This window comes from Mesorhizobium oxytropidicola (assembly GCF_056174625.1).
The window spans coordinates 2,248,409-2,268,530 of the sequence record NZ_CM149692.1; the positions used below are offsets into that span (position 1 = coordinate 2,248,409).

21 protein-coding genes and 1 pseudogene are annotated in these 20,122 nt (G+C 64.8%); all 22 read right to left on the minus strand.

Annotation, left to right across the window (positions count from 1 at the left end):
* Positions 1-16: 16 nt before the first annotated feature.
* Complete coding sequence (locus AC0V8S_RS11250; protein WP_475438602.1) at positions 17-604, minus strand: transglycosylase SLT domain-containing protein; 588 nt, start codon at positions 602-604, stop codon at positions 17-19.
* Positions 534-1,901, minus strand: a complete 1,368-nt coding sequence (fliK, locus tag AC0V8S_RS11255) for a flagellar hook-length control protein FliK (RefSeq protein WP_475437708.1) — start codon at positions 1,899-1,901, stop codon at positions 534-536. The genes AC0V8S_RS11250 and fliK overlap by 71 nt, the downstream gene beginning before the upstream one ends.
* Positions 1,898-3,268: a chemotaxis protein MotC gene (locus AC0V8S_RS11260; RefSeq protein ID WP_475437709.1), complete on the minus strand. Its 1,371-nt coding sequence runs from the start codon at positions 3,266-3,268 to the stop codon at positions 1,898-1,900. The genes fliK and AC0V8S_RS11260 overlap by 4 nt, the downstream gene beginning before the upstream one ends.
* Positions 3,265-4,643, minus strand: a pseudogene (locus tag AC0V8S_RS11265) (MotB family protein). The gene AC0V8S_RS11260 and the pseudogene AC0V8S_RS11265 overlap by 4 nt, the downstream one beginning before the upstream one ends.
* Complete coding sequence (locus tag AC0V8S_RS11270) at positions 4,640-5,260, minus strand: hypothetical protein (RefSeq protein WP_475437710.1); 621 nt, start codon at positions 5,258-5,260, stop codon at positions 4,640-4,642. Before AC0V8S_RS11270 ends, AC0V8S_RS11265 begins: the two are co-directional and overlap by 4 nt.
* A 3-nt stretch (positions 5,261-5,263) precedes the next feature.
* On the minus strand, positions 5,264-6,913 hold the full coding sequence (fliF, locus tag AC0V8S_RS11275; protein WP_475437711.1) for a flagellar basal-body MS-ring/collar protein FliF: 1,650 nt from the start codon (positions 6,911-6,913) through the stop codon (positions 5,264-5,266).
* Positions 6,914-7,044: 131 nt separating this feature from the next.
* Positions 7,045-8,115 (minus strand): flagellin N-terminal helical domain-containing protein, encoded by a 1,071-nt coding sequence (locus tag AC0V8S_RS11280; RefSeq protein ID WP_095199337.1) that lies wholly within the window; start codon positions 8,113-8,115, stop codon positions 7,045-7,047.
* Positions 8,116-8,391: 276 nt separating this feature from the next.
* Positions 8,392-9,378: a flagellin N-terminal helical domain-containing protein gene (locus AC0V8S_RS11285; RefSeq protein WP_095199336.1), complete on the minus strand. Its 987-nt coding sequence runs from the start codon at positions 9,376-9,378 to the stop codon at positions 8,392-8,394.
* 245 nt (positions 9,379-9,623) lie between these two features.
* A complete protein-coding gene (fliP, locus tag AC0V8S_RS11290; RefSeq protein WP_475437712.1) occupies positions 9,624-10,355 on the minus strand; it encodes a flagellar type III secretion system pore protein FliP in 732 nt (243 codons plus the stop codon).
* On the minus strand, positions 10,352-10,846 hold the full coding sequence (locus AC0V8S_RS11295; RefSeq protein ID WP_095199334.1) for a flagellar basal body-associated FliL family protein: 495 nt from the start codon (positions 10,844-10,846) through the stop codon (positions 10,352-10,354). The genes fliP and AC0V8S_RS11295 overlap by 4 nt, the downstream gene beginning before the upstream one ends.
* Positions 10,847-10,866: 20 nt before the next feature.
* The gene (gene flgH, locus AC0V8S_RS11300) at positions 10,867-11,574 is read right to left on the minus strand and encodes a flagellar basal body L-ring protein FlgH (RefSeq protein WP_183462768.1); all 708 of its coding nucleotides are present in this window, start codon (positions 11,572-11,574) and stop codon (positions 10,867-10,869) included.
* Complete coding sequence (locus tag AC0V8S_RS11305; protein ID WP_475437713.1) at positions 11,571-12,155, minus strand: MotE family protein; 585 nt, start codon at positions 12,153-12,155, stop codon at positions 11,571-11,573. The genes flgH and AC0V8S_RS11305 overlap by 4 nt, the downstream gene beginning before the upstream one ends.
* A 3-nt stretch (positions 12,156-12,158) precedes the next feature.
* Entirely contained in the window at positions 12,159-13,400 is a 1,242-nt protein-coding gene (locus AC0V8S_RS11310; protein WP_475437714.1) for a flagellar basal body P-ring protein FlgI, read from the minus strand.
* Positions 13,397-13,921, minus strand: coding sequence for a flagellar basal body P-ring formation chaperone FlgA (gene flgA / locus AC0V8S_RS11315; protein ID WP_475437715.1), 525 nt, complete (start codon positions 13,919-13,921; stop codon positions 13,397-13,399). The genes AC0V8S_RS11310 and flgA overlap by 4 nt, the downstream gene beginning before the upstream one ends.
* A gap of 6 nt (positions 13,922-13,927) precedes the next feature.
* Positions 13,928-14,716 carry a flagellar basal-body rod protein FlgG gene (flgG, locus tag AC0V8S_RS11320; protein WP_475437716.1) on the minus strand — a complete coding sequence of 263 codons (789 nt, stop codon included), beginning with the start codon at positions 14,714-14,716 and terminating at the stop codon, positions 13,928-13,930.
* A gap of 11 nt (positions 14,717-14,727) precedes the next feature.
* Complete coding sequence (gene fliE / locus AC0V8S_RS11325) at positions 14,728-15,051, minus strand: flagellar hook-basal body complex protein FliE (RefSeq protein ID WP_475437717.1); 324 nt, start codon at positions 15,049-15,051, stop codon at positions 14,728-14,730.
* The gene (flgC, locus tag AC0V8S_RS11330; protein WP_027045477.1) at positions 15,048-15,464 is read right to left on the minus strand and encodes a flagellar basal body rod protein FlgC; all 417 of its coding nucleotides are present in this window, start codon (positions 15,462-15,464) and stop codon (positions 15,048-15,050) included. Before flgC ends, fliE begins: the two co-directional genes overlap by 4 nt.
* Positions 15,465-15,466: 2 nt before the next feature.
* Positions 15,467-15,847: a flagellar basal body rod protein FlgB gene (gene flgB / locus AC0V8S_RS11335; RefSeq protein WP_019860948.1), complete on the minus strand. Its 381-nt coding sequence runs from the start codon at positions 15,845-15,847 to the stop codon at positions 15,467-15,469.
* A gap of 86 nt (positions 15,848-15,933) precedes the next feature.
* A complete protein-coding gene (locus tag AC0V8S_RS11340; RefSeq protein ID WP_475437718.1) occupies positions 15,934-16,812 on the minus strand; it encodes a hypothetical protein in 879 nt (292 codons plus the stop codon).
* Complete coding sequence (gene fliI / locus AC0V8S_RS11345; RefSeq protein WP_475437719.1) at positions 16,793-18,208, minus strand: flagellar protein export ATPase FliI; 1,416 nt, start codon at positions 18,206-18,208, stop codon at positions 16,793-16,795. Before fliI ends, AC0V8S_RS11340 begins: the two co-directional genes overlap by 20 nt.
* Before the next feature lies 1 nt (position 18,209).
* Positions 18,210-18,935 (minus strand): flagellar basal-body rod protein FlgF, encoded by a 726-nt coding sequence (gene flgF / locus AC0V8S_RS11350; protein WP_183462761.1) that lies wholly within the window; start codon positions 18,933-18,935, stop codon positions 18,210-18,212.
* A 2-nt stretch (positions 18,936-18,937) separates the two neighbouring features.
* Positions 18,938-20,065, minus strand: a complete 1,128-nt coding sequence (locus tag AC0V8S_RS11355; RefSeq protein ID WP_432421240.1) for a DUF1217 domain-containing protein — start codon at positions 20,063-20,065, stop codon at positions 18,938-18,940.
* Positions 20,066-20,122: the final 57 nt, after the last annotated feature.

Genomic DNA, 20,122 nt, shown 5'->3' on the forward strand with positions numbered 1-20,122 from the left:
GAAGCAGAAAATACGCTTACGGGTTGCAGAAGGCGCGGGCGTTGGTTGTCCACTTGCCGAAACCGGTGGCGACCATGTTGGCAATCACCCGGCAGACATAGACCTTCTGCGCCGGGTTGTTGTCGGGGCCGGCATGATAGCGCGCGACGGCCATCGACCAGGTTTCGTGGCGAGCATGGAGATTGGCCAGGAAACGCGCCGCGTAGTCGACATTCTGGCGCGGGTCGAGCATGTCCTCGACGCTGCGGAAGTGCGAGGAATGGTAGTGATGGTTGATCTGCATGCAGCCGAGATCGATCAGTGTCTTGCCCTCGCGCTGCGCATTGGCGAAGGTGGCAAGCGCCTCGGCGCGGCTTTTTGGAAAGACGGCTTTTCCTTCTATATTCAATGCGTTAGGCTGAAGACTGCCTTTGTTGCCGGTCTCGGTCAGGCCGACGGCATAGAGGATGCCGGCGGGCACGCCATAGCGGTCGGCGGCGCGCAGGATCTCGGGCTCGCAGGGATTGGTGGCGGCAGCCGCGGTGTTGGCGAGGCTAGATAAACATATCGCCGCCAGCGCGCTCGCGAGAAGGCGAAGCGGCGCGGCCGAGTGCTTGCGCGTCATCATGGTTGCCCCTTGCGGACTGCTGGCCTGGTTGCTGACCGCCGGCTCCGCTGTTGCCGCCGCTGGAGTTTCCGGGCTGAAAGGCAGACTGGTCGCGGCCAGGTGCGGTGGAGAGAGTGGCGGTTGCATCCGTCCGGGTTGTAGCCGGAACGGCCACTGACGGTTGCATGATGGTAACCTTATCAACCTCGAAGCCCAGCCCGCGCAGCGACTTGACGATTGCTTCGCTGTCGCTGGAAAGCCGGCGGTAGGCATCGTGTGTTTCGGGCTTAAGTTCAATCGAGAGTTGTTCTCCGGAGAGGCGAAGATGGGCCGTGACCATGCCCAGTTCGGCCGGGTGAAGTTCGATCTTCAACACATGTGTCGGAACGGCAACAGAGCCGGCCAGCTGGCTGGTCGCGGAGGCGGTCGAAAACGCCTGCTGAGGGCTAACATCGGCCGCTACGGCATTGATTACGTTGAGTGCTGCCTGGCTGATCGGTGCCTGCGGCGGGGCAGGGAAGCTGCGCTCGGAAACCACGTCGACGCGCGCCTGCGCCGAGGGCGGTTTTCCTGGCTCCGACCGCAACGAGGACTGGACGTCGGCGATCGACTTCAGCTGCGGCGCCACCTGTTTCGGCTCAACGCCCGGCACCTCGGCGGCCGCCGTCTCGGGCAACGGGCCGGCGGCGATTGCATTGGCACGCCGCGGCGTGCTGGCGCCGGCGTCGCGGGCGGACTCGAGCTTCGTCAGCGGCCCATCGACGAGCGAGACCCGCTCGGGCTTCGACATCGGTTCGAGGTCGTCCTGCCCGGCGGCGGATGTCGCCCGATAGGCCTTCGGCAGGACCTGCCCGCCGAGCACCGGTTCCTGTCCGGCTTCGCCTGCATCGGCTGACTTGGCCGATGTCGAGAAATGGCGCAAATCATGAAACGCCATCAGCAAAGGCAGATGGTCGTCGAGCGGCGTTGCGCCGGCGTCGGTCGCCGGCGTTTCGGCATCGGCGTCCTTGTCCGCCCCAACGTCCTTGCCGTCTTTCATGGATTTCGCGGTCGTCAATCCGGTCGGCGTGGTCCTTGCCTTGCCGGGCGGCAGCGGTTCGTCCTCGCCTGCCTGTGCCGCAAGACCGGCGGCAAGCTTGCTCCAGCGCGGATCGCGCCCGCCGGCCTCGGTGGTCGGCTGCTTTTCCGCCTGGCTCGCGCCGCCATGCACCATCTTGCCGAAACCGGAATCATCCTTCTTGCCGGGCGTAGCCGGCTGCTCCGCCGTACGCGCGGCGGTAAATCCTGGCAGGGCCGGGCCGAGGCTGGGGGTCATTTCGGGGCGGCTCCAAGCATCTGGTCGATCAGGTCGAGCTGTCGACGGGTTTTCATCATGGCGGCGTCGGTCGGATCGGTGGTGTCGGGACCGGCAGAGGTCGCCGGCGCTGATGCCGGCAGGACCGTCGCCGAATCGGCTGTAGGCGCCGGCGCGTTCGGCGCAGCGGCCGCTGTCCCGCCGGAAGGCGCGACGGCAGGCTGTTCGGCGACGGCGCCCTCGACGGGCGGCAATCCGGCCTCGTCGGCCGCCTGTGCGGCGGCGACCTCGGGTTTGGGCTGTGGTGCAGTGTCCGCAGACGCCGGACTTGCGGCTGGAAGGGAAGCCGGCGGCGCCACCACCTCTCCGGCGATCGCCTGGGCGGCATCGAGCAGGGCACGGTCACCGTCCGACAGCTTGCTGCGGTCGATCTTGCCGAGCTTGGTGCGCACGTCCTCGATCGTACCGGAAGTCACCGTGGACAGGCTGGAGTAAAGCTCGGCGCGCGGATCGCCCTGGTTGGTGTTGCCATCGCGGCCGTGCTCGGCCCGAGCCGAGGCGAAGGCCGACAAGTCGCTGAGACCGTCGATCGCGGCGCGGCGGGCGATGCGCAGATAGATCACCTTCTCGCGCTCGGGATCCATCATCGCGGTGATATCGGCCAGCTTGTCCTGGCTGATCGACATGTGCAGCGTGATGACGCCGGAGACGAAGGAATCGGCGAACTGGCTGGCATAGGGCGAATAGAGGTAGCGCTCGACATACTGGGTGGAGGCAAGCGCGAACCGTGCCGCGTCGCCTTGCGCCACGGCGATGCCGACCGAGCGCCGCAGGGCGGCTTCCTCGACCAATGTGCCAGGACTGAGCAGCTTGGCCTCGTCGAGCAGCGTCAGCGCCGCCGCCGGCTGATCACCGGCAAGCAGCGACCCTTTGACCAGGGCAAGGAACGCGCCGAGATCGGCGGGCAGTGTCATCGGATCGATCGGCCTCAGGGCTTCGATCGCTTCGCCGGGCCGGCCGTTCAGATAGTCGATCACACCCTTGGCGATGGCAAGGCTGCCCGGATCCGTGGTGGCGCGCGACACCGCCGCTTCGACGGTCACCGGATTGCCGCCGCTCATGCCGTAGACCAGCAGCGCGCGAAAATTCTTGGGGTCCTTGAAGTCCTCCGCATCCGCTTCGCGTAGGCGCGTATCGGTCATCTCAAGCAGCTTGGCCTGCATCGGCATCGCGGCGTGATCGCCGGCGGCGATGCGGTCCTGGACGAGCTGCAGCGAGCGCACCAGCTGGTAAGGCTGCAGCGTGTCCTGGGCGAAGCCGGCCGACGGATATCCGGCGGCCAGCAGCAACAGGCCCATTAGCCGGCTGGTGACGGCCGCCCGCATCATCCGCCGCTCGTCATCAGGATCTCGATGCGGCGGTTGGCCGCCGACATGGGGTCGGCCGGATCCTTCGGCTGGCGGTCGGCGAAGCCGGCGACCTCGGTGATGCGGCGTTCGTCGACGCCGCCGCGCACGAGCATGTAGTAGGCGGAATGCGCGCGCGCCGTCGACAGCCGCCAATTGTCGTAGCTGGCGCTGCGGAACGGGCGCGCATCGGTGTGGCCGTTGATGCTGATGGTGCCTTTCTGGCTGTTGACGATGCGGCCGATCTTTTCCATCGCCAGCACCAGTTCGCGGCTCGGCACCGCCGACCCGACTTCGAACATGCCGAAGTCGAGCTGATCGGTAATCGAAATGACGACACCCTTGTCGGTGGCTTCGACCGAGACGCCGTCGTGCAGCTTGTCGCCGGGCTTGAAGGCATCGGCCAGCTGCCGCTTGACGTCGGCCGCCGCCTTCACGGCTGCGGCGGTCGGCGGCTTCTCCGCGGCTTCAGGCGGGGTCGTCTCTTGCGCAGCTGCGGCGGCATCCGCCTTGGCGGCAGCCGCGGCCTTGCCGTCTCCAGCCTTGGCCTCATTGGCCTTGGCATCGTTGGCTTTGGTTTCGCCGGCCTTGGCCATCGTCGCGGCGGCGGTCTTGGCATCCTTCGCCAGAGGCTCGAGCGGTGCGTCGGTGACTGGCGGTGCCGGCGGCACGGCCTTGACCTTGGCGACCTGCGTCTCCGCGGCCTTGTCGCCTGATTTGAGCGGGTCGCCCTCGATCTTGGGGCGCTGGGCACTCGCCTCGGCGGCGGGTGCCGCGACCTGCTGCGACCAGAAATCGGGCTCGAAGGGATCGCGGTAGGACGCGCCGCCGGAGGCGCCCGTCGCCGGACCGGCGTTCTGCGCGCCGCCATCGCCCTTCTGGCTGACATTCTGCATGACGCCGGTGTCGGTGGCGATTTCGGAGAGCACGGCGTAAGGGTCGGCGAACAGATGCTCATCCGACTGCTCAGCCTTGTTCGGCTCCTGCTTGTCCTGCTTGCGGTTGGACGAGCCCGCCGCGCCGATGCCGTCCTGTCCGGACTTTTTGTCGCCTCCTGCGGGTCGTCGGCCGTCATCCCGGTCGCGCGCGGCCCATTGCCGAGATCCTCCAGGCCCTTGCGGCTCGACTCACGGTCGACGAGCTTGACGGGGTTGAAGTAGCTGGCGACGGCTGCCTTGGTTTGTTCGTTGGCGGCGTTGATCAGCCACATGACCAGGAAGAAGCACATCATGGCGGTCATGAAGTCGGCGAAGGCGATCTTCCAGACGCCGCCGTGATGGGCTTCGTCGTGATCGTCATGAGCCCGCCGCACGATGATGATCTCGTGCCTGCCGTGATCGGCCTCGGCGACGCTCATGACAGGACCTCGGAAAGGGTTGCCGACCATTCGGCGATGCGGGTCTCGAACACGGCCTCGTCAATGGTCACCGTCAGGTCGAAGCCGGGCGCCTCGATGAAGTCGAGATTTGCAATGCGTGGTCCAAGCGATGTCTTCAGCGTTTCGAACAGCGACAGCGGTCCGCGGACGGCGATGCGCACCGCTTCGCCATCGCCGACGGCTTCGCGAATTGCGCCGGCGAGCGCCTCGAGCGAGCGCTTTTGCAGATCGTCGCTGACAACGCCGCCGATGATACGGGCGACCGTGGAAGCAACGAGGTCCGTCACGCGCGTCTCCATGGCGTCGATGCGCAGCGAGACCGCCTTGCCGATATCGCCGCCGAAGCTTTCGAGAAAGCTCCTTGCTTCCTCGGCATTCGCCTGACGCTCCGCTTCCAGCGCCGCGTCGTGGGCGGCGACAAGCCGTTCCGCCAGCGTTGCCTCCGCCTGGGCAACCGCCTCGGCGATCAGAGTGCCGATATCGGCCGGCGGTGCGGATGCTTCCGTTCTGTGCTCGGACGCGGCCTGCGGCTGGCTGACGCGTGGCGCGCGCGTACCGAAATCAGGGAGAAGATCGAAAAGGGCTGCGGAGGCCATGGTTTACGCCGCGACTTCCTGGGCCGCCCATTTGCGCAGGATCTGCGCGGTGCGCTCCTCATTGAGGTCGACCATGCGGGCGAGCCGCTCCTGTGGCGCTGGCCTGATCTTCTGGCGAAGATCATCGAGCGGCGTGATGCCGGGCCGCGAGCCGGGCAAGGCGCCGATGGCGGCACCCGCATCGGTGGAAGCGGCTGCCTCCGGTGTCGGCAGCGAACGCTGGACTTCATCGAAATTGGGGCCCGACAAAGCGGGCGTCGCTCTTGCCGTCAGTGCCGCCGCCATCGGCCGCAGGCCGAAGAAGGCCACGAGGAAGACCACGACGATGAAAGCGCCGGCGTTGATCAGCGTGCCGGCGTGCTGGCCGATGGAATCCAGCATCCCAGCCTGCGGGATCGCCTCGCCGTCCAGCCCGTCGATGAATTCGACGGCCGAGACGTCGATGACGTCGCCGCGCTTGTCGTCGAGGCCGGTGGCGGAACTTACCATCTTCTGGATCTCGGCGACGCGCTTGGCGATCTGCTCCGGGGTTGCGTCCCTGCCCAGGATCGTCTTCAGCCGGTCCTGATTGACGACGACGGCGATCGACATCTTGGTGACGGTGTAGCCGTTGGAGACCGTGGCGATCTTCTTGGAGTTGATCTCGTAATTGGTGATCTCTTCCTTGCGGTCGTTCGCAGAAGTGGTCTGCGGACCCTCGGTGCTGGTCGCCTGGGTCTCCGGCAGGTTCTGTTCGACGCTTGCCGGGGTCGAAGCCTGCTTCTGGTTGCTGTTTTCATTGGCACGCACCGACTGCACCGAGCGCTCGACACGTGAATTCGGATCGAAAATGGTTTCTTCAGTCTGGCGGGTGTCGGTGTTGACCTCGGCCTTCACGCTGGCGCGGAAATTGTCGGGCCCGAGATAGGGGGTGAGCGCGCGGCGGATGTTGTCGCCGATCTGCGCCTCCACGGTCTGCTCGACGCCGAGCGTGCGGGCCGCGCTGGTGTTGGAGGGATCATCGCCCGCGGCCAAGAGGTTGCCGTTGGAATCGAGCACCGTCACCTTGTCGGCCGAGAGGCCGGGCACGGCGGCGGCAACGAGATGGCGGATCGACTGGGCGCTCTTCTCGGCGTCGATGCCGGCATAGCGGATGACCACCGATGCCGAGGGCTGCTGTTCGTCGCGGCGGAAATTGGCGCGCTCGGACATGACGATGTGGACGCGCGCCGCCTTGATGCCAGATATGGACTGGATGGTGCGGGCGATCTCGCCTTCCAGCGCACGCACGCGGGTGATCTGCTGCATGAACGAGGTCAGGCCCATCGCGCCGACATTGTCGAACAGCTCGTAGCCGGCATTGGCGCTGGTCGGCAGACCCTTTTCGGCAAGCAGCATGCGCGCTTGCGCCGTGGTGCCGGCCGGCACCAGCACGGAGGTTCCGTCGGCGCCGACGTCGAAGCCGATGCCGGCCTCGCCCAGCACCAGGCCGATCTGGTTCACGTCGGAACGGTCGAGGCCGACATAGAGCGTGTCGTAGGCCGGGCGGTTGAGGTAGACCGAGGCGATGCCGATGACGCCCATCACCAGAACGGCGATGCCCGCCAGCATGGCGAGGCGCTTCACACCAAAACCGCGGAGATTCGAGATGATGCTCTGGATCTGTTCCGGCACGATAGAGCGACTCCCAGCATGATTGTCCGCCGGAACACTAGCCCTCGAAGCTTGTGCGAAAATGAAATCGGGCCGCGCTTGCGGCGCGGCCCGTGAATTGAAAGGAGGGGTATCTGTCTGCTACGGCTGGATTAGCCGTTCTTGAACAGCGACAGGATCGACTGCGAGGAGCTGTTGGCGATCGACAGCGACTGGATGCCGAGCTGCTGCTGCACCTGCAGGGCCTGCAGGCGGGTCGATTCCTTGTTCATGTCGGCATCGACGAGCTGGCCGACGCCGCGGTCGATGGAGTCCATCAGGCTCTGCGTGAAGGTCTTCTGCAGGTCGATGGAGCTCTTGGCGGCGCCGAGGATGGTGGCCTGGTCGGTCAGCTGGCTCATGACCTTGTCGATCTTGCCGATCATCTGGGTGATGATGTCGTCGGTCACGCCCGCTGCCGTGATGTCGAGATTGAAGGCGGAAACGTTGTCGATCCTGGGGACCACCGCGCCCGCGGCCGTCTGGCCAGCGGTGTTGGCGGCGATGTCCGTGCCACCACCGGCGATCGAGGTCGCATAGGCATTGTCGTAAAGGGTCTGGGCGGCCGCTGTCGCGTATACGGACGTCTGGCGGTCGAGTGTGCCCTGGTTTTTGACGGCGGTCGCGAGACCGTTGTCGAACAGTTTCGTGCTCTCGACGTCGATGTCGATCGTTCCGAGCGAGATGGCGCCCGAGGAGGAGCGGTTGAAGGACGAGACGATCTTGGCGTCGGCTTGAACGCCGTCATTGGGGGCCGCGACTTGCGTCGACGTCACCGAAAGATAGTTCGAGCCCGAGAAGGTGGCGGCATCGGCAAAGGACTTCATCTGCGCCTGAAGCGTGGTGATTTCCGTCTGCGTCTTTGCCTTGGCCGCGGCCGTCTGGCCAATGGTGGAGAGCAGCTTGGTCTTGAGCTGGCCGATCGACGTCAGAACATTGTTCATGCCGGTATAGGCGGTGTCGACCTTCGAGGCGCCGAGGCCGAGCGCGTCCTGCACCGTCGACAAGGCTGCGTTGTCGGAGCGCATCGTCGTGGCGATCGACCAGTAGGCGGCGTTGTCGGAGGCCTGGGAGACCCTGTAGCCCGTCGAGATGCGGGCCTGTGTCTGCTCAAGCGATTTGTTGGTGGCGTTGAGGCTTTGAAGTGCAGTCAACGCCGCAGCGTTTGTCATGATGCTCGCCAAGAAACTCGCTCCTTTTTCCGGGCCGGTCTTTCTCAAAAACCGGCATTGCCCTCGCGAGCCAGTCGCCCGCCCATCGATTGCCGTCGTCCCGACCGGGCCGATTCGCCAATCCGTTGTAAGCTATGGTTAACCATGACTAGCTCGTTATGGTTAACGGCCTGTTAAAGGCTCGCTTTCGAGGGTTAAGAAACGAGGGTTGCGCGGGGCTGGAGCAAACGCAAAACGGGCCGCGCTTTTGGCGCGGCCCGTTTGTCTGATGTAGCCGTTTGAGAGCGATCAGCCGCGGAAGAGCGACAGGATCGACTGCGACGAGCCGTTGGCGATCGACAGCGCCTGGACGCCGAGCTGCTGCTGGACCTGCAGCGCCTGGAGGCGGGTCGATTCCTTGTTCATGTCGGCGTCGACGAGCTGGCCAACGCCGCGGTCGATGGAGTCCATCAGGCTCTGCGTGAAGGTCTTCTGCAGGTCGATGGAGCTCTTGGCGGCGCCGAGCTTGGTGGCGGCGGTCGTCATATCCTTGAGCGCGGCGTCGACGACGTTCATCATCTGCGAGATCTGAGCGTCGCTGGCGGCCGTGGTGCCCGAGAAGATCGACAGGCTGGCGACCGAATACGTGTCGCCGGCCGCGGGAGCAGCACCCAGGGTCGGGACCTGTGCCGTGGCGGTCGTAGCGCCGGTGGTGCCGAGGCGAGCCGCATCAAGGATGCCCTTGGCGGTCGGCGCGGCGCCGGAGTCATAGAGCTTGATGCTCTCCACGTTGACGTCGATCGTCGAGAGCGAAACGGCGCCGGTGGAGCTGCGGTTGAAGGCCGAAACGACCTTGACGTCGGCGGCCGTGCCAGAAGCGGTGGACACCGACAGCATGTTGGTGCCGGAGAAGGTGGCGGAGTCGGCGTAACCCTTCAGCTGTGCCTGAAGGGCGGCGATTTCGACCTGGGTCTTTTCCTTGGCGGCGTCGGTCTGACCATAAGAGCCGGTCAGCTTCTGCTGGATCGCGTTGATGGTGGTGATCGCGCTGTTCATGCCGGTGTAGGCGGTGTCGACCTTCGAAGCGCCGAGGCCGAGCGAGTCCGAAACGGTGGACATGGCCTGATTGTCGGAGCGCATGGTGGTGGCGATCGACCAATAGGCGGCGTTGTCCGAAGCCTGGGAGACGCGATAGCCCGTCGAGATGCGGGCCTGGGTGGTCGAGAGGTTGTTCTGGGTGGCGTTAAGGCTCTGCAGGGCCGTCAATGCGGCGCTGTTGGTCATGATACTGGCCATGGCTACTCGTACCTTGCTTTTACAGGTGTTTTTTTGACATACCGGTTTGTCCGGTATGACGGAGCGGCATCATGCCAATGACCGTTGCGTTTGGGTCACCCGCCATCTGCGAGCGACTATGGCGGCGAGTTCCTACCAAAGACCTAAACTGGACGGTTAAGCAAAAATAATTGGAGAAAAAATCGACGCCTCGCGCACTGCGCGATCCTTGCGGGCAATCGTCGCTTCGGGCCGAGACGGCGAGGTCAGTTGAAGGATCGCACCAGGCTGCCGACGAGCAGGTTCCAGCCGTCGATCAGGACAAAGAAAAGGATCTTGAACGGCAGCGACACCACCGTGGGCGGCAGCATCATCATGCCCATCGCCATGGTGATGGTGGCGACGATCAGGTCTATGACCAGGAAGGGCAGCACGATCAGGAAGCCGATCTCGAAGCCGCGGCGGATCTCGGAGATCATGAAGGCGGGAACCAGGATGCGCAGGTCGACCGTCTCTTTGGCAACGACCTGGCCGCGCTCGCGGGCGAGATCGGCGAAAAGGTCGAAGTCCTTGTCGCGCACATTGTGCAGCATGAAGGTGCGGAACGGGTCCGAAATCTTCTCGAACGCCTCGGTCTGGCTGATCTGGTTGTCCATTAGCGGCTTGACGCCGGTGTTCCAGGCCTGATCGAAGGTCGGAGCCATGACATAGAAGGTCATGAACAGCGACAGCGAAATCAGGATGAGGTTTGCCGGCGTCGACTGCAGGCCGATGCCGGCGCGCAGGATCGAGAAGGCGATGACGAAACGGGTGAAGCTCGTCACCATGATCAGCAGCCCGGGCGCCACCGACAGCACGGTCAGCAGGCCGAACATCTGGATGATGTAGCCGACGGTGGTGCCGTCGGCCTTGCCGATGCCGCCAAGGTCCAGCTGCTGCGCCGCCGCGACGGAGGTGGCGGCGGCGATCAGCGCCGCGGCGAGAAGGAACTTCTTCATTCGAGCAGCAATGTCCTGATGAGAACCTGTTTGGCGTGCCCCTGGCTGCGGATCGAGGCGCGTTCCTCGATATCGGCTTTCAGGTGCTGATAACCGCTGGCGCCCTCGACCTGATGCATCTTCAGCGTGCGCACGAAGGCCAGAAGGTCCTGATGGATGTCCTCCGTCATCGCCGGTGGCTGCGGCGCGTCATAGACCACGGATACTTCCATCCTGATCCAGGTGTCGGCGGGGGATGCGATGTTGGTGGTGATCGGCGCCAGCGCGACAAGCGTCGGCCCCATGCCAGGCTGTTGCGCGGCAGCGGGTTCGGTGACCTTGCCCTCATTTTCAGGCGCAGCCGGCACCGATGACGGTGCGCCGACGCCCTTGAGATAGCCGCCGGACATCCAGCCCATGCCGATGGCGGCGGCCGTCACCACCAGCAGCGCGGCGCCTTGCACGACAAGGGAAGGACCCTTGCGAGGCTGAAGCTGTTCGACATTGGCCACGGCGCTTTGGTCTCCAATCCCTAGAACGGAAGAACCTGGTCGAGAACCTGCTGGCCGTAGGCCGGCTGCTGGATCTCGGTGATGCGGCCGCGTCCACCGTAGGAGATGCGCGCCTCGGCGATGCGTTCGTAGGGGATCGTGTTCTCGGCGCCGATATCGGCCGGCCGCACGATGCCGGCGATGGTCAGCACCCTGAGCTCGGCGTTGACGCGCACTTCCTGCGACCCTGTGATCATCAGATTGCCGTTCGGCAAGACATCGGTGACGATCGCCGCGACATTGAGCTCAAGCGTTTCCGATCGCTTGATCTCGCCATCGGCCGTTGTATCGGTGGCGGAGTTGAGCGCGCCAGCACCCTTGCCGGCGGTGCTCCACTTGTCCCACTGCGCGCTGAGGTCGAAGCCGAGCTTGCGGTTGGCGGTGCGGCTCCTGTCGTTCTGGTTCTTGAAATTGGCGCGGTCGTTGATCTTGATCTTGACGGTCAGGATGTCGCCCTGCGAGAGCGCCCGGGGATCGGTGAAGAGGCGGCTCTGGCGATCGTCCCACAGCGAGAACTTCTTCACCGGCGCCCGAGGCGGCTCGGGGTATTTGTAGAGGGCCGACGTGTTGCCGCCGTCGATGCCGGAACCGACCGGAGACATCGCCGGATCCTTGCCGACCTCCTTGAGATTGGTGCCGCAGCCGGACAGTGCCGCGACCGCGCACAGGATGAGCATTCTGCGGATCATGACGGATCTACCCTTCGGGCTGCGCTGGCCATGATGCCGGTGAGCGTCGCCGCCGCCTTCTGGTCCATTTCGTTGAGAATGACACTGGCCTTGCGTGAATCGAGCTTCATCAGGATGGCCGCGGCCAGGTCGGCGTTGACGATTGCCAGGCGTTCGGCCGCGGCATCCGGCTTCATGCCGGCATAGATCTTGACGACGCCGTCCTCGGCCCGGGCCAGGAACACCTCGCGCCGCTTCAGCCAGGTCTCGTATTCGGCCTTTTTCGCGTCCAGCGCTTTCATGCGCTCGTCGATGCCGGCCTGCAGCTGCTTCAACTCCTCGGCCTGCAAGGCATAGCGGCGGTCGCGGGCGGCGTCGGCGATGTTGGAGCAGAAGCGCTCGATCTCGCTCTGGTCCGGCGCCTTTTCCCGGGTCAACTGCTGGGGTGCCACCGCGGGCTGCGCTCCGGGCAGAACCTGGCGAACGACATCCTCGCCATGTGCGCCGCCGGAAACGGCCATGGCCGCGAGAGCCGCGGCCGCCAACAGGATTGCGCGGGAAGGGCGTCTTTCATGGGATGAGGGGGAAGAGATCATCGGCATCGCCTATTGGAGAACCAGATCGGCTTGCAGGGCGCCGGCCGACTTGATGCCTTGCAGGATGGCAATGATGCCGTCCGGCTTGACGCCGAGACGGTTGAGGCCGGAAACGAGGGTTTGCAGGTCCGGTCCGTCGAGCACGGCGACGCGGCCATTGGGCCGGCTGGCGTCGATGGCGGTGAACGGCTCGACGGCGGTTTCGCCCTTGGAGAAGGGTTCTGGCTGCACGACGCGCGGCGCTTCCGTTATGCGCACCGTCAACGTGCCGTGGCTGATGGCGACGCGCGAGATCTTGACGTCGTTGCCAATGACGATGGTGCCGGTGCGCTCGTCGATGACGACGCGGGCCGGCGTATCGGATTCGACCACCAGGTTTTCGATCTCGGCATAGAAGCGCGCGGCCGAAACGCCCTTCGGCCTTCTGATCTGCACCGTGCGGGAATCGCGCTCGCCCGCCACACGCATGCCGAAGCGCTGGCTGGTGTAATCGTTGATCGCGTCGGCGATGCGGATGGCGGTCGAAAAATCGGGATTGCGCAATTGCAGCGTCAGCGTCGACTGGTCGTCGAATTCGGCCTTCACCGAACGCTCGACAATGGCGCCGTTCGGCACTCGACCGGCGGTCGGCACACCTTGCGTCAACTGCTGGGCCTGACCCTGGGCGATGAAGCCGGAAACGATGACCGCACCCTGGCCGACGGCATAGATTTCGCCGTCCGCCGCCTTCAGCGGCGTCATGATCAGCGTGCCGCCGGCAAGCGAGGTGGCGTCGCCCATCGAGGAGACGTCGATGTCGATGCGGGCACCCGATTGCACATAGGGCGGCATGTTGGCGGTGACGATAACGGCGGCGACGTTCTTGGCGCGCGCACTGCCGCCTTCGGTGGCGATGCCGAGGTTTTCGAGCATGGCGCGGATCGACTGTTCGGTGAACGGCGAATTGCGCAGGCTGTCGCCCGAGCCGGCGAGGCCGATGACCAGGCCGTAGCCGACGAGCTGGTTGTCGCGCGAACTCTGCAGCTGGGCGATGTCCTTGATGCGCGAGGCGACCTGGCCAGGCGGCAGCGAGCTTGGCCCGGGCGAAACGCGGAACATGCGGGTGGTGGTCGCCGGATCATATTCCGGATCATTGTCGACGCCGCCGTTCCTGGCGGCGAGCTCGCGCTTGGCCTTGGGCGTCAGGCCGTCGGCCAGGGCCGGCTGCAGGCCGAGCGTGGCCGCGAGCAGAAGGGCAAGCAGGCGGATCATGAAGCGCTGACCTGGATGGTTCCGTCGGCCATCACGGTGCCGGAGAGGATCTTGCCGCTGTCGCTGTTGCGAACCTTGATGAGGTCGCCGGCCGAACCCGGCTGCAGGGTCACCGCGGTCGCGGATATCGTCAGTCCGCCGGCGATGAAGAAGACCTGCACGGCGGCACCCTGTTCGACCAGCCAGGCTTCGCGGATGGCGGTGGAGGGAATGTAGCGGCCGGGCAGCAGCGTGCGCTTGGCGACCTTGCCCTGGAGTTCTTCGGCACGGGTCGCCATGGCGTCGGGCTTGTGCTTGCCCGGGATGAGGGTCACCTGTTTCAGGGCGGTGAGCTCAATGGTCTCGCCGGGATAGATGACGCGGTTGGGGATGAGCACAACCTCGCCGGCGGGCTGATTGCTGGCGATCTGCGTTGCCGACTGGCTTGCCGATTCCTGGGCGAAAGCCGGCATGCCGCCGGCCACCAGCGCAAGGATCAGCGCGGTGCGGCGGAATGCGGAGCAGGAGATCGGTATGGCCATCATCCCTTACCTGATGTTCTTGGAGACGACGGAGGCCATGTCGTCGGCGGCCTGAATCACCTTGGAATTCATCTCATAGGCGCGCTGCGCCGAGATCAGTTCGGTGATTTCCTTGACCGGGTCGACGTTGGAGGCCTCGAGATAGCCTTGCTGGATGGTGGCGAAGCCGGGGTCGCCGGGCACGCCGACATTGGCCGGGCCGGAGGCCGTCGTTTCCTGGAAAAGGTTGTCGCCGAGCGGCGCGAGGCCTGCCTCATTGGCGAAATTGGCGATCTGAAGCTGGCCGAGGCTCTGCAAGGCCGTCTGGCCGTCGATGCGGGCAAAGACCTCGCCGGTCTTGTTGACGATGACCTCAACGGCATTGACCGGTACGGTGATGGCCGGAATGACATTGGCACCATCCACAGTCACCAACTGGCCGGTGGCGTTGGTGTTGAAGGCGCCGGCGCGGGTGTAGAGCGTGCCGCCATCGGCGCCTTCGATCTGGAACCAGCCCCTGCCGGTCAGTGCCATGTCGAAACTGTTGCCGGTGCTGGTCAGTTCGCCCTGGGTGTGCACGTTGCGCACGGCCGTCGTCTTGACGCCGAGGCCGATCGAAACGCCCTCCGGCACCAGCGAGGCATTGGAGCGGTTGGGCACGCCTTGCGTGCGGTCGACCTGGTAGAGCAGGTCGGAGAATTCGGCGCGCGCCCGCTTGTAGCCGGTGGTGTTGATGTTGGCGATGTTGTTGGCGATGACTTCCAGATTTGTCTGCTGGGCATTCATGCCGGTGGCGGCGATGGCAAGTGCTTTCATGCCCTAACTCCTCAAATACCCATTCGACTGACTTCGAGATAGGCCGAAACGACCTTGTCGCGGATGGCGACGGCGGTCTGAAGCGCCTGCTGTGCGCTCATTACGGCATCGACGACCTGGCGGGTGTCGGCGTCGCCCTTGAGCGCCTGGAGCGATACCTGCTCGGCATTCTGCAGCGTGTTGACGGTCTTGGTGGCTGCCTGGCTCACCGCTTCGGCGAAGGAAGTGCCAAGGTTGCCAGCTGTCGCCGGCGCGACCCCGCCCTGAAGCAGGTCGGTCGCCGTATCGCCCAGCCCGGGCTTCAGGTTAAGCGCGCCGATGCCATTCACGATCATTGGTTCCTCATCAGGTCGATGGTCATTGAAATGAGGTCGCGCGCCTGCTTCACGACTTGCAGGTTGGCCTCGTAGGAGCGGTTGGCCTCGGTCATGTCGGCCATTTCGATCAGCACGTTGACGTTGGGCATCTTCACGTAGCCCTTCTCGTCGGCGGCTTCGTTGCCGGGCTGGAACTCGATGGGAAAGTCACTCGGATCGCGATCGATCGAGTTCACTTCAACCGTCGAGCTGCCGGAGGCCCGGTCAAGCTCGGAGACGAAGCTGATGGTCTTGCGGCGATAGGGGTCGGCACCGGGCGTGGTGCCGGTCGACTGGGCATTGGCGAGGTTTTCCGAAACAACGCGCAGGCGCTCGGACTGGGCGCCGAGGCCGGATGCTGCGACTTTCAGGGCTGCGGTCAGTGCGTCCATGGTCAGCTCTTCACCGCCATCATCATCATCGAGTGGAAGGCCTTGACGATCGCCGTGTTGAGCTCGAAGGAGCGGCGCACCTCGCCGGCCTTGAGAAGCTGGTCTTCAAGCACGACGGTGTTCTTGGACGGCATGACCACGCCGTCATCTTCCTGCGGCTTGATGGTGAAGCCGGCATTGGTCGCGGCGCTGCCGAGGTGGCCGGCCTCGGTGGTTTGCAGCGACACCGCGGTACGGTCGAGCACCTTTTCGAAGGGCTCGACATCGTTTGCCGTGTAGCCCGGCGTGTTGGCGTTGGCGATGTTGCCGGCGATCGCCGACTGGCGCACGGAAAGCCACTGCGCTTGCTTGGCGGCGAGATCGAAAAGGGAAACAGGCTCCATGGGAATCTCCGGGCATGTGCCCAAAGACTAGGCCGCCAGTCTTGCGCGGACCTTGCGGGCGACCGCAAGGCCGTACCGCGACGGCCTCACCTGGAAAGCTGGATCACCTGGTTGGCGCTGGTCAGCATGACCCATTTGCCGTTGCGCTGCTCGATCGACGACACCGTGCTCGAATCCGGCAGCGTCGAGCCGCGCTGGACGATCCACAGGCCGGTGTCGTCCTCGATCATGGCGCGGCCGTTGGCGACATGGACCATGCGGAATTTCGCGACATCGGCGGGGAAGGGCTGGTCGCCGGGCGGCTGTGCTGGGGTGGCGTCATCCTGCACCGTTCCGGTGGCGAACAGGTCGATGCTGGTGTTGGGAAGGTCCTTGACCGTCAGCGGCGCGCTGCGCGAGGCGACCACGCCGCCCCCCTCGCGTCCCGAATTGGTGCCGGTGCCGCCGAACTTGATTGCCTGAACGCCAAACTGCTCCTGGTTGAAGAAGATATACCAGGGAAACAGGGCGCAGATCAGGCCGAGCGTGACGCCGAGAGCGGCGATGACGAAGTCGCTTCGCCGGTCCGCCTTCTTGCTCAATTTTGGAAATTGCGCCTTCGGTGGTTGCGGCCATTCGGTGACGGGAAACAGGCCGTCGATCAGCGATTCGCGGCTTGCCTGCGTCATCTCGGCAGGCTCGACGCGAGGGACCACTTGCATGGCGGGCACGGCAGCCCGAGCCGCAACAGGCTCGGGTCTGGGTAGAGCCGGCTCTGATCTGGGTAGAGCCGGCCTGGCTCTGGCCAGAGCCGGCTTGGCGGCTCTGGCCAGAACAGCCGCGGTCTTGGCGGCTATGGCGCTGGCAGCCTTTGCCCTGGCGGCTCTCTCTTCCTCGGCCCGAGCTGCCTCGGCGGCGTTCGCCTCGGCGATCATCTCGTTCAGGATGCGCTCGGTATACTGGCGTTCAGTCTCCTGATTCGGCATTCAGCTTTCCCTTGAGATGGCGGGCCAGATCGGAGAATGGATCGGCTGACGGGCGGTCCCTGGGTGATTGCGTCAGCGCCTCGTAGATCAGCGGCACCTGGCGCACCGCGATGTCGAGCTCGGCGTCGGCGCCGCCCTGGTAGGCACCGAGCAGGCGGATGTCGCGCGTGTCCTCGAAGCGCGAGATCATCGACTTCAGCCGCGTCACCAAAGCCCGCTGTTCGACGCTCCAGGCCTTGCCTGCCAGGCGCGATATGGACGACAGCGGATTGACCGGCGGATAGCGGCCCTGTTCGGCGATCGCGCGGTCGAGCACGACATGGCCGTCGAGGATGCCGCGTACGGAATCGGCGACCGGATCGTTGTGGTCGTCGCCGTCGACGAGCACGGAAATGATAGCGGTGATCGAGCCCTTACCTTCAACCCCGGGGCCCTCCACGCCCGGCCCGGCGCGCTCGAGCAGCTTGGGCAGTTCGGTGAAAACCGAAGCGGGATAGCCGCGGGCGACCGGCGGCTCGCCGGTTCCCGTCGCCACCTCGCGCAACGCATGGGCGAAGCGGGTGATGGAATCCAGCACCAGGAGCACACGGTGGCCCTGGTCGCGAAAGTGCTCGGCGACGCGCATGGCGGTGTCAGGCGCGCGCCGGCGCATCATGGCGCTCTCGTCGCTGGTGGCGACGACGGCCACGGTCTTGGCCATGCTGTCGCCGATCGTGTCCTCGAGGAATTCGCGGACCTCGCGACCGCGTTCGCCGATCAGCGCCACGACGACGGTGTCGAAGGCGTCGGCACCGGCCAGCATGGCGAGCAGCGTCGACTTGCCGACGCCGGAACCGGCAAAGACGCCCATGCGCTGGCCGAAGCACAGCGGCGTGAAGATGTCGATGACCTTGACGCCGGTCATGAAGGCTGTGCCGACGCGCTGCCGTGCCATGGCACCGGGCGTCGTGGCACTGCCCGACAGGTCGTCGCCCCTGATCAGCGGCGGACCGCCATCGATTGCCCGGGTGAGCGCGTCGACGGTGCGGCCGCGCCATGAGCCGTGCGGCGCGACCGCGAGCGGTCCCCGGCGGAACACGGCGTCACCGATACCGGCATCGGCGCTGCGTTCGAAGGGCGCGACGACGATCTCGTCACGGCTGATCTTGACGATCTCGCCGTGGCGCGCGCCGGCCTGGCCACGCTGTTCGACCATGTCGCCCAGCCTGGCGAAATCGGAAAGGCCGCGCACCTTGTAGTGCGTGGGCGTGACTTCGGTGACGAGGCCGCCACGCTTGACCAGCCCGTCGGTGTTGCTGAAGCGCCTGATAACCCGTTCCAACGCGGCCAGCCGATCCTCCGGCGCCGGCTGGACTTGTCTTTCGGGTGCACGGATGGAGGACCGGTCGAGCGACATTCTACGACTTCGAGCCGAGCGTCTTGATCGCCTCGTCGGTGGAGGAATCCGTCTGCCGCATCAGGGCGGCGGTGTTCTCGAAGGCCCGCTGGACCATGATCAGCCGGGTCATCTCCAGCACCGGATTGACGTTGGATTCCTCGACGAAGCCCTGGGCGATGCCGACATCGGAACGATCGGTGACCGGCTCGGGGGTGCGCGCAGGCACGATGCCGGAATTGCCGTAGCGCACGAAATTCTCGCCCGGATCGAAATTGTAGAGGCCGATCGAGCCGACGAGCTGGTCGTTCTGGCGCAGCGAGCCATCGGCGCCGGCCTTGGGCGGGCCGTTGCGGGGGTCGAGCTGGATCGGCGCGCCGCCCGCGTCGAGCACCGGATGGCCTTCGATCGACATCAGCTCGCCATTCTCGTTCATCGAGAAGCGGCCGTCGCGGGTCATGACGGTGCCGGCCGGCGTGTCGATGGCGAACCAGGCGTCGCCCTGGATGGCGAAGTCGAACGGATTGCCGGTCTCGGTCAGGGGGCCATGGGCGCCCGAAAGATAGGTCTTGCCCGACGAGGCGAAGGACACCGATTTCTGCCCGGTGCCCGACACCAGGTCCTCGAATTTCACGCCGGTGGCACGAAAGCCGACGGTGTTGGCGTTGGCGACATTGTCGGCGATCGTGTCGAGCCGGCGCTCGAGCGCCATCTGCGCGGAAAGGGCGACGTAGAGACTGTCTTGCATGATCAGAACTTCAACTTCTGCATGGCCATCATCAGGTCGGTGGAAATGCCCACCGTGACCGGCTGAGCGAAGAGCACGCTGACCGACGTCACGGCCGTCGAGGTTGGGTTGTTGATCTCGTACATGCTGGTGAAGCGGGTGAGGAACTTGGTGAGCTTCGCGGGATCGGTGAAATCCGTGAGGTCGAGCTTCTGCTCGAACAACTGCGCCTGCTTGTCGATGTCGGCGGTGGCGAAGGAATCAGGCAGCCCCAGCGCGGTGCGCACGACGCTTGCAAGGGCCGTGTCGGCCAGCACGTCGTACCAGCTGGTGATGTCAGGCGCCTTGCGCTGGAAATAAAGCGCCAGCCGCACGCCCTCATTGGTCTGACCGGCATCCTCCTCAAGGGTCTGGCGCAGGTACTTATCGACGGTCGGCTGCTGCGCAGGATTGATGGTGGTGGCGTTCTCGCCATTGGCTTCGAAATTGAAGGCCACAGCCAGTCCTGCGTAAGCTGGGTTCGTCTGCTTGTTGGCGACGCTGTCAGGGTCGCTCACCTTACTTTGTAGGACCTGCTTGATCAGGTCCTTGTCCTCGGTCGCCGAGTCCAGACCGTATGCGGCCAGGGCATAGGTGTAGAGCCGGCTGTTCGACATCAGATCGTCGACGGACTTCACCTTGGTGATGTTGGCGAGGTAGTAGGTCGTCTCGCCCTTCACATAGTCCGAATTCGGGTCGAGGCCAGCGATCTGCGCCTGCGTGGCGTAGTTCTTCGTCACCAGCTGCTGCGCCTTGTTGTAGATGGTGGCGTCGGCGCCGTTGGCGGCGAAATTGAAGGCGCTGACGAACGCGGCATAGCGCTTGTCGGTCAGCTTGTTGGCAAAGCTGTTGGAATCCGAAACGCCTTCCTTGAGCGCCTTGACCATGAAGGCCTTGGCGTAATCCATGTCCTCCAGTCCGTAGGCCTTCATGGCATATTTGAACAGCCGGTCATTGTTGACGAAATCGTCGATCGATTTCACCTTGGTAATGTTGGCGAGATAATATTGGGTGTCGCGATCGACCGTCGGCTGCTGCTCGATGCGGTCGATAGACTTGGCGATGTCCTTGGTGATCAACTGATAGCTGGTAAAGGTACTGAGCAACGTCATGCCTCCGGCCGAAGCTTAATGTCGCGACAATAACCTCACTTCCTTGCGCGAAACTGA

What these genes read in the sequence shown, in the direction of transcription:
- AC0V8S_RS11250 (WP_475438602.1), bottom strand. Translation starts at nt 604, where the DNA reads ATGACGCGCAAGCACTCGGCCGCGCCGCTTCGCCTTCTCGCGAGCGCG.
- fliK (WP_475437708.1), bottom strand. Translation starts at nt 1,901, where the DNA reads ATGACCCCCAGCCTCGGCCCGGCCCTGCCAGGATTTACCGCCGCGCGT.
- AC0V8S_RS11260 (WP_475437709.1), bottom strand. Translation starts at nt 3,268, where the DNA reads ATGATGCGGGCGGCCGTCACCAGCCGGCTAATGGGCCTGTTGCTGCTG.
- AC0V8S_RS11270 (WP_475437710.1), bottom strand. Translation starts at nt 5,260, where the DNA reads ATGGCCTCCGCAGCCCTTTTCGATCTTCTCCCTGATTTCGGTACGCGC.
- AC0V8S_RS11285 (WP_095199336.1), bottom strand. Translation starts at nt 9,378, where the DNA reads ATGGCCAGTATCATGACCAACAGCGCCGCATTGACGGCCCTGCAGAGC.
- fliP (WP_475437712.1), bottom strand. Translation starts at nt 10,355, where the DNA reads ATGAAGAAGTTCCTTCTCGCCGCGGCGCTGATCGCCGCCGCCACCTCC.
- flgH (WP_183462768.1), bottom strand. Translation starts at nt 11,574, where the DNA reads ATGATCCGCAGAATGCTCATCCTGTGCGCGGTCGCGGCACTGTCCGGC.
- AC0V8S_RS11305 (WP_475437713.1), bottom strand. Translation starts at nt 12,155, where the DNA reads ATGCCGATGATCTCTTCCCCCTCATCCCATGAAAGACGCCCTTCCCGC.
- AC0V8S_RS11310 (WP_475437714.1), bottom strand. Translation starts at nt 13,400, where the DNA reads ATGATCCGCCTGCTTGCCCTTCTGCTCGCGGCCACGCTCGGCCTGCAG.
- flgA (WP_475437715.1), bottom strand. Translation starts at nt 13,921, where the DNA reads ATGGCCATACCGATCTCCTGCTCCGCATTCCGCCGCACCGCGCTGATC.
- flgG (WP_475437716.1), bottom strand. Translation starts at nt 14,716, where the DNA reads ATGAAAGCACTTGCCATCGCCGCCACCGGCATGAATGCCCAGCAGACA.
- fliE (WP_475437717.1), bottom strand. Translation starts at nt 15,051, where the DNA reads ATGATCGTGAATGGCATCGGCGCGCTTAACCTGAAGCCCGGGCTGGGC.
- flgC (WP_027045477.1), bottom strand. Translation starts at nt 15,464, where the DNA reads ATGGACGCACTGACCGCAGCCCTGAAAGTCGCAGCATCCGGCCTCGGC.
- flgB (WP_019860948.1), bottom strand. Translation starts at nt 15,847, where the DNA reads ATGGAGCCTGTTTCCCTTTTCGATCTCGCCGCCAAGCAAGCGCAGTGG.
- AC0V8S_RS11340 (WP_475437718.1), bottom strand. Translation starts at nt 16,812, where the DNA reads ATGCCGAATCAGGAGACTGAACGCCAGTATACCGAGCGCATCCTGAAC.
- fliI (WP_475437719.1), bottom strand. Translation starts at nt 18,208, where the DNA reads ATGTCGCTCGACCGGTCCTCCATCCGTGCACCCGAAAGACAAGTCCAG.
- flgF (WP_183462761.1), bottom strand. Translation starts at nt 18,935, where the DNA reads ATGCAAGACAGTCTCTACGTCGCCCTTTCCGCGCAGATGGCGCTCGAG.
- AC0V8S_RS11355 (WP_432421240.1), bottom strand. Translation starts at nt 20,065, where the DNA reads ATGACGTTGCTCAGTACCTTTACCAGCTATCAGTTGATCACCAAGGAC.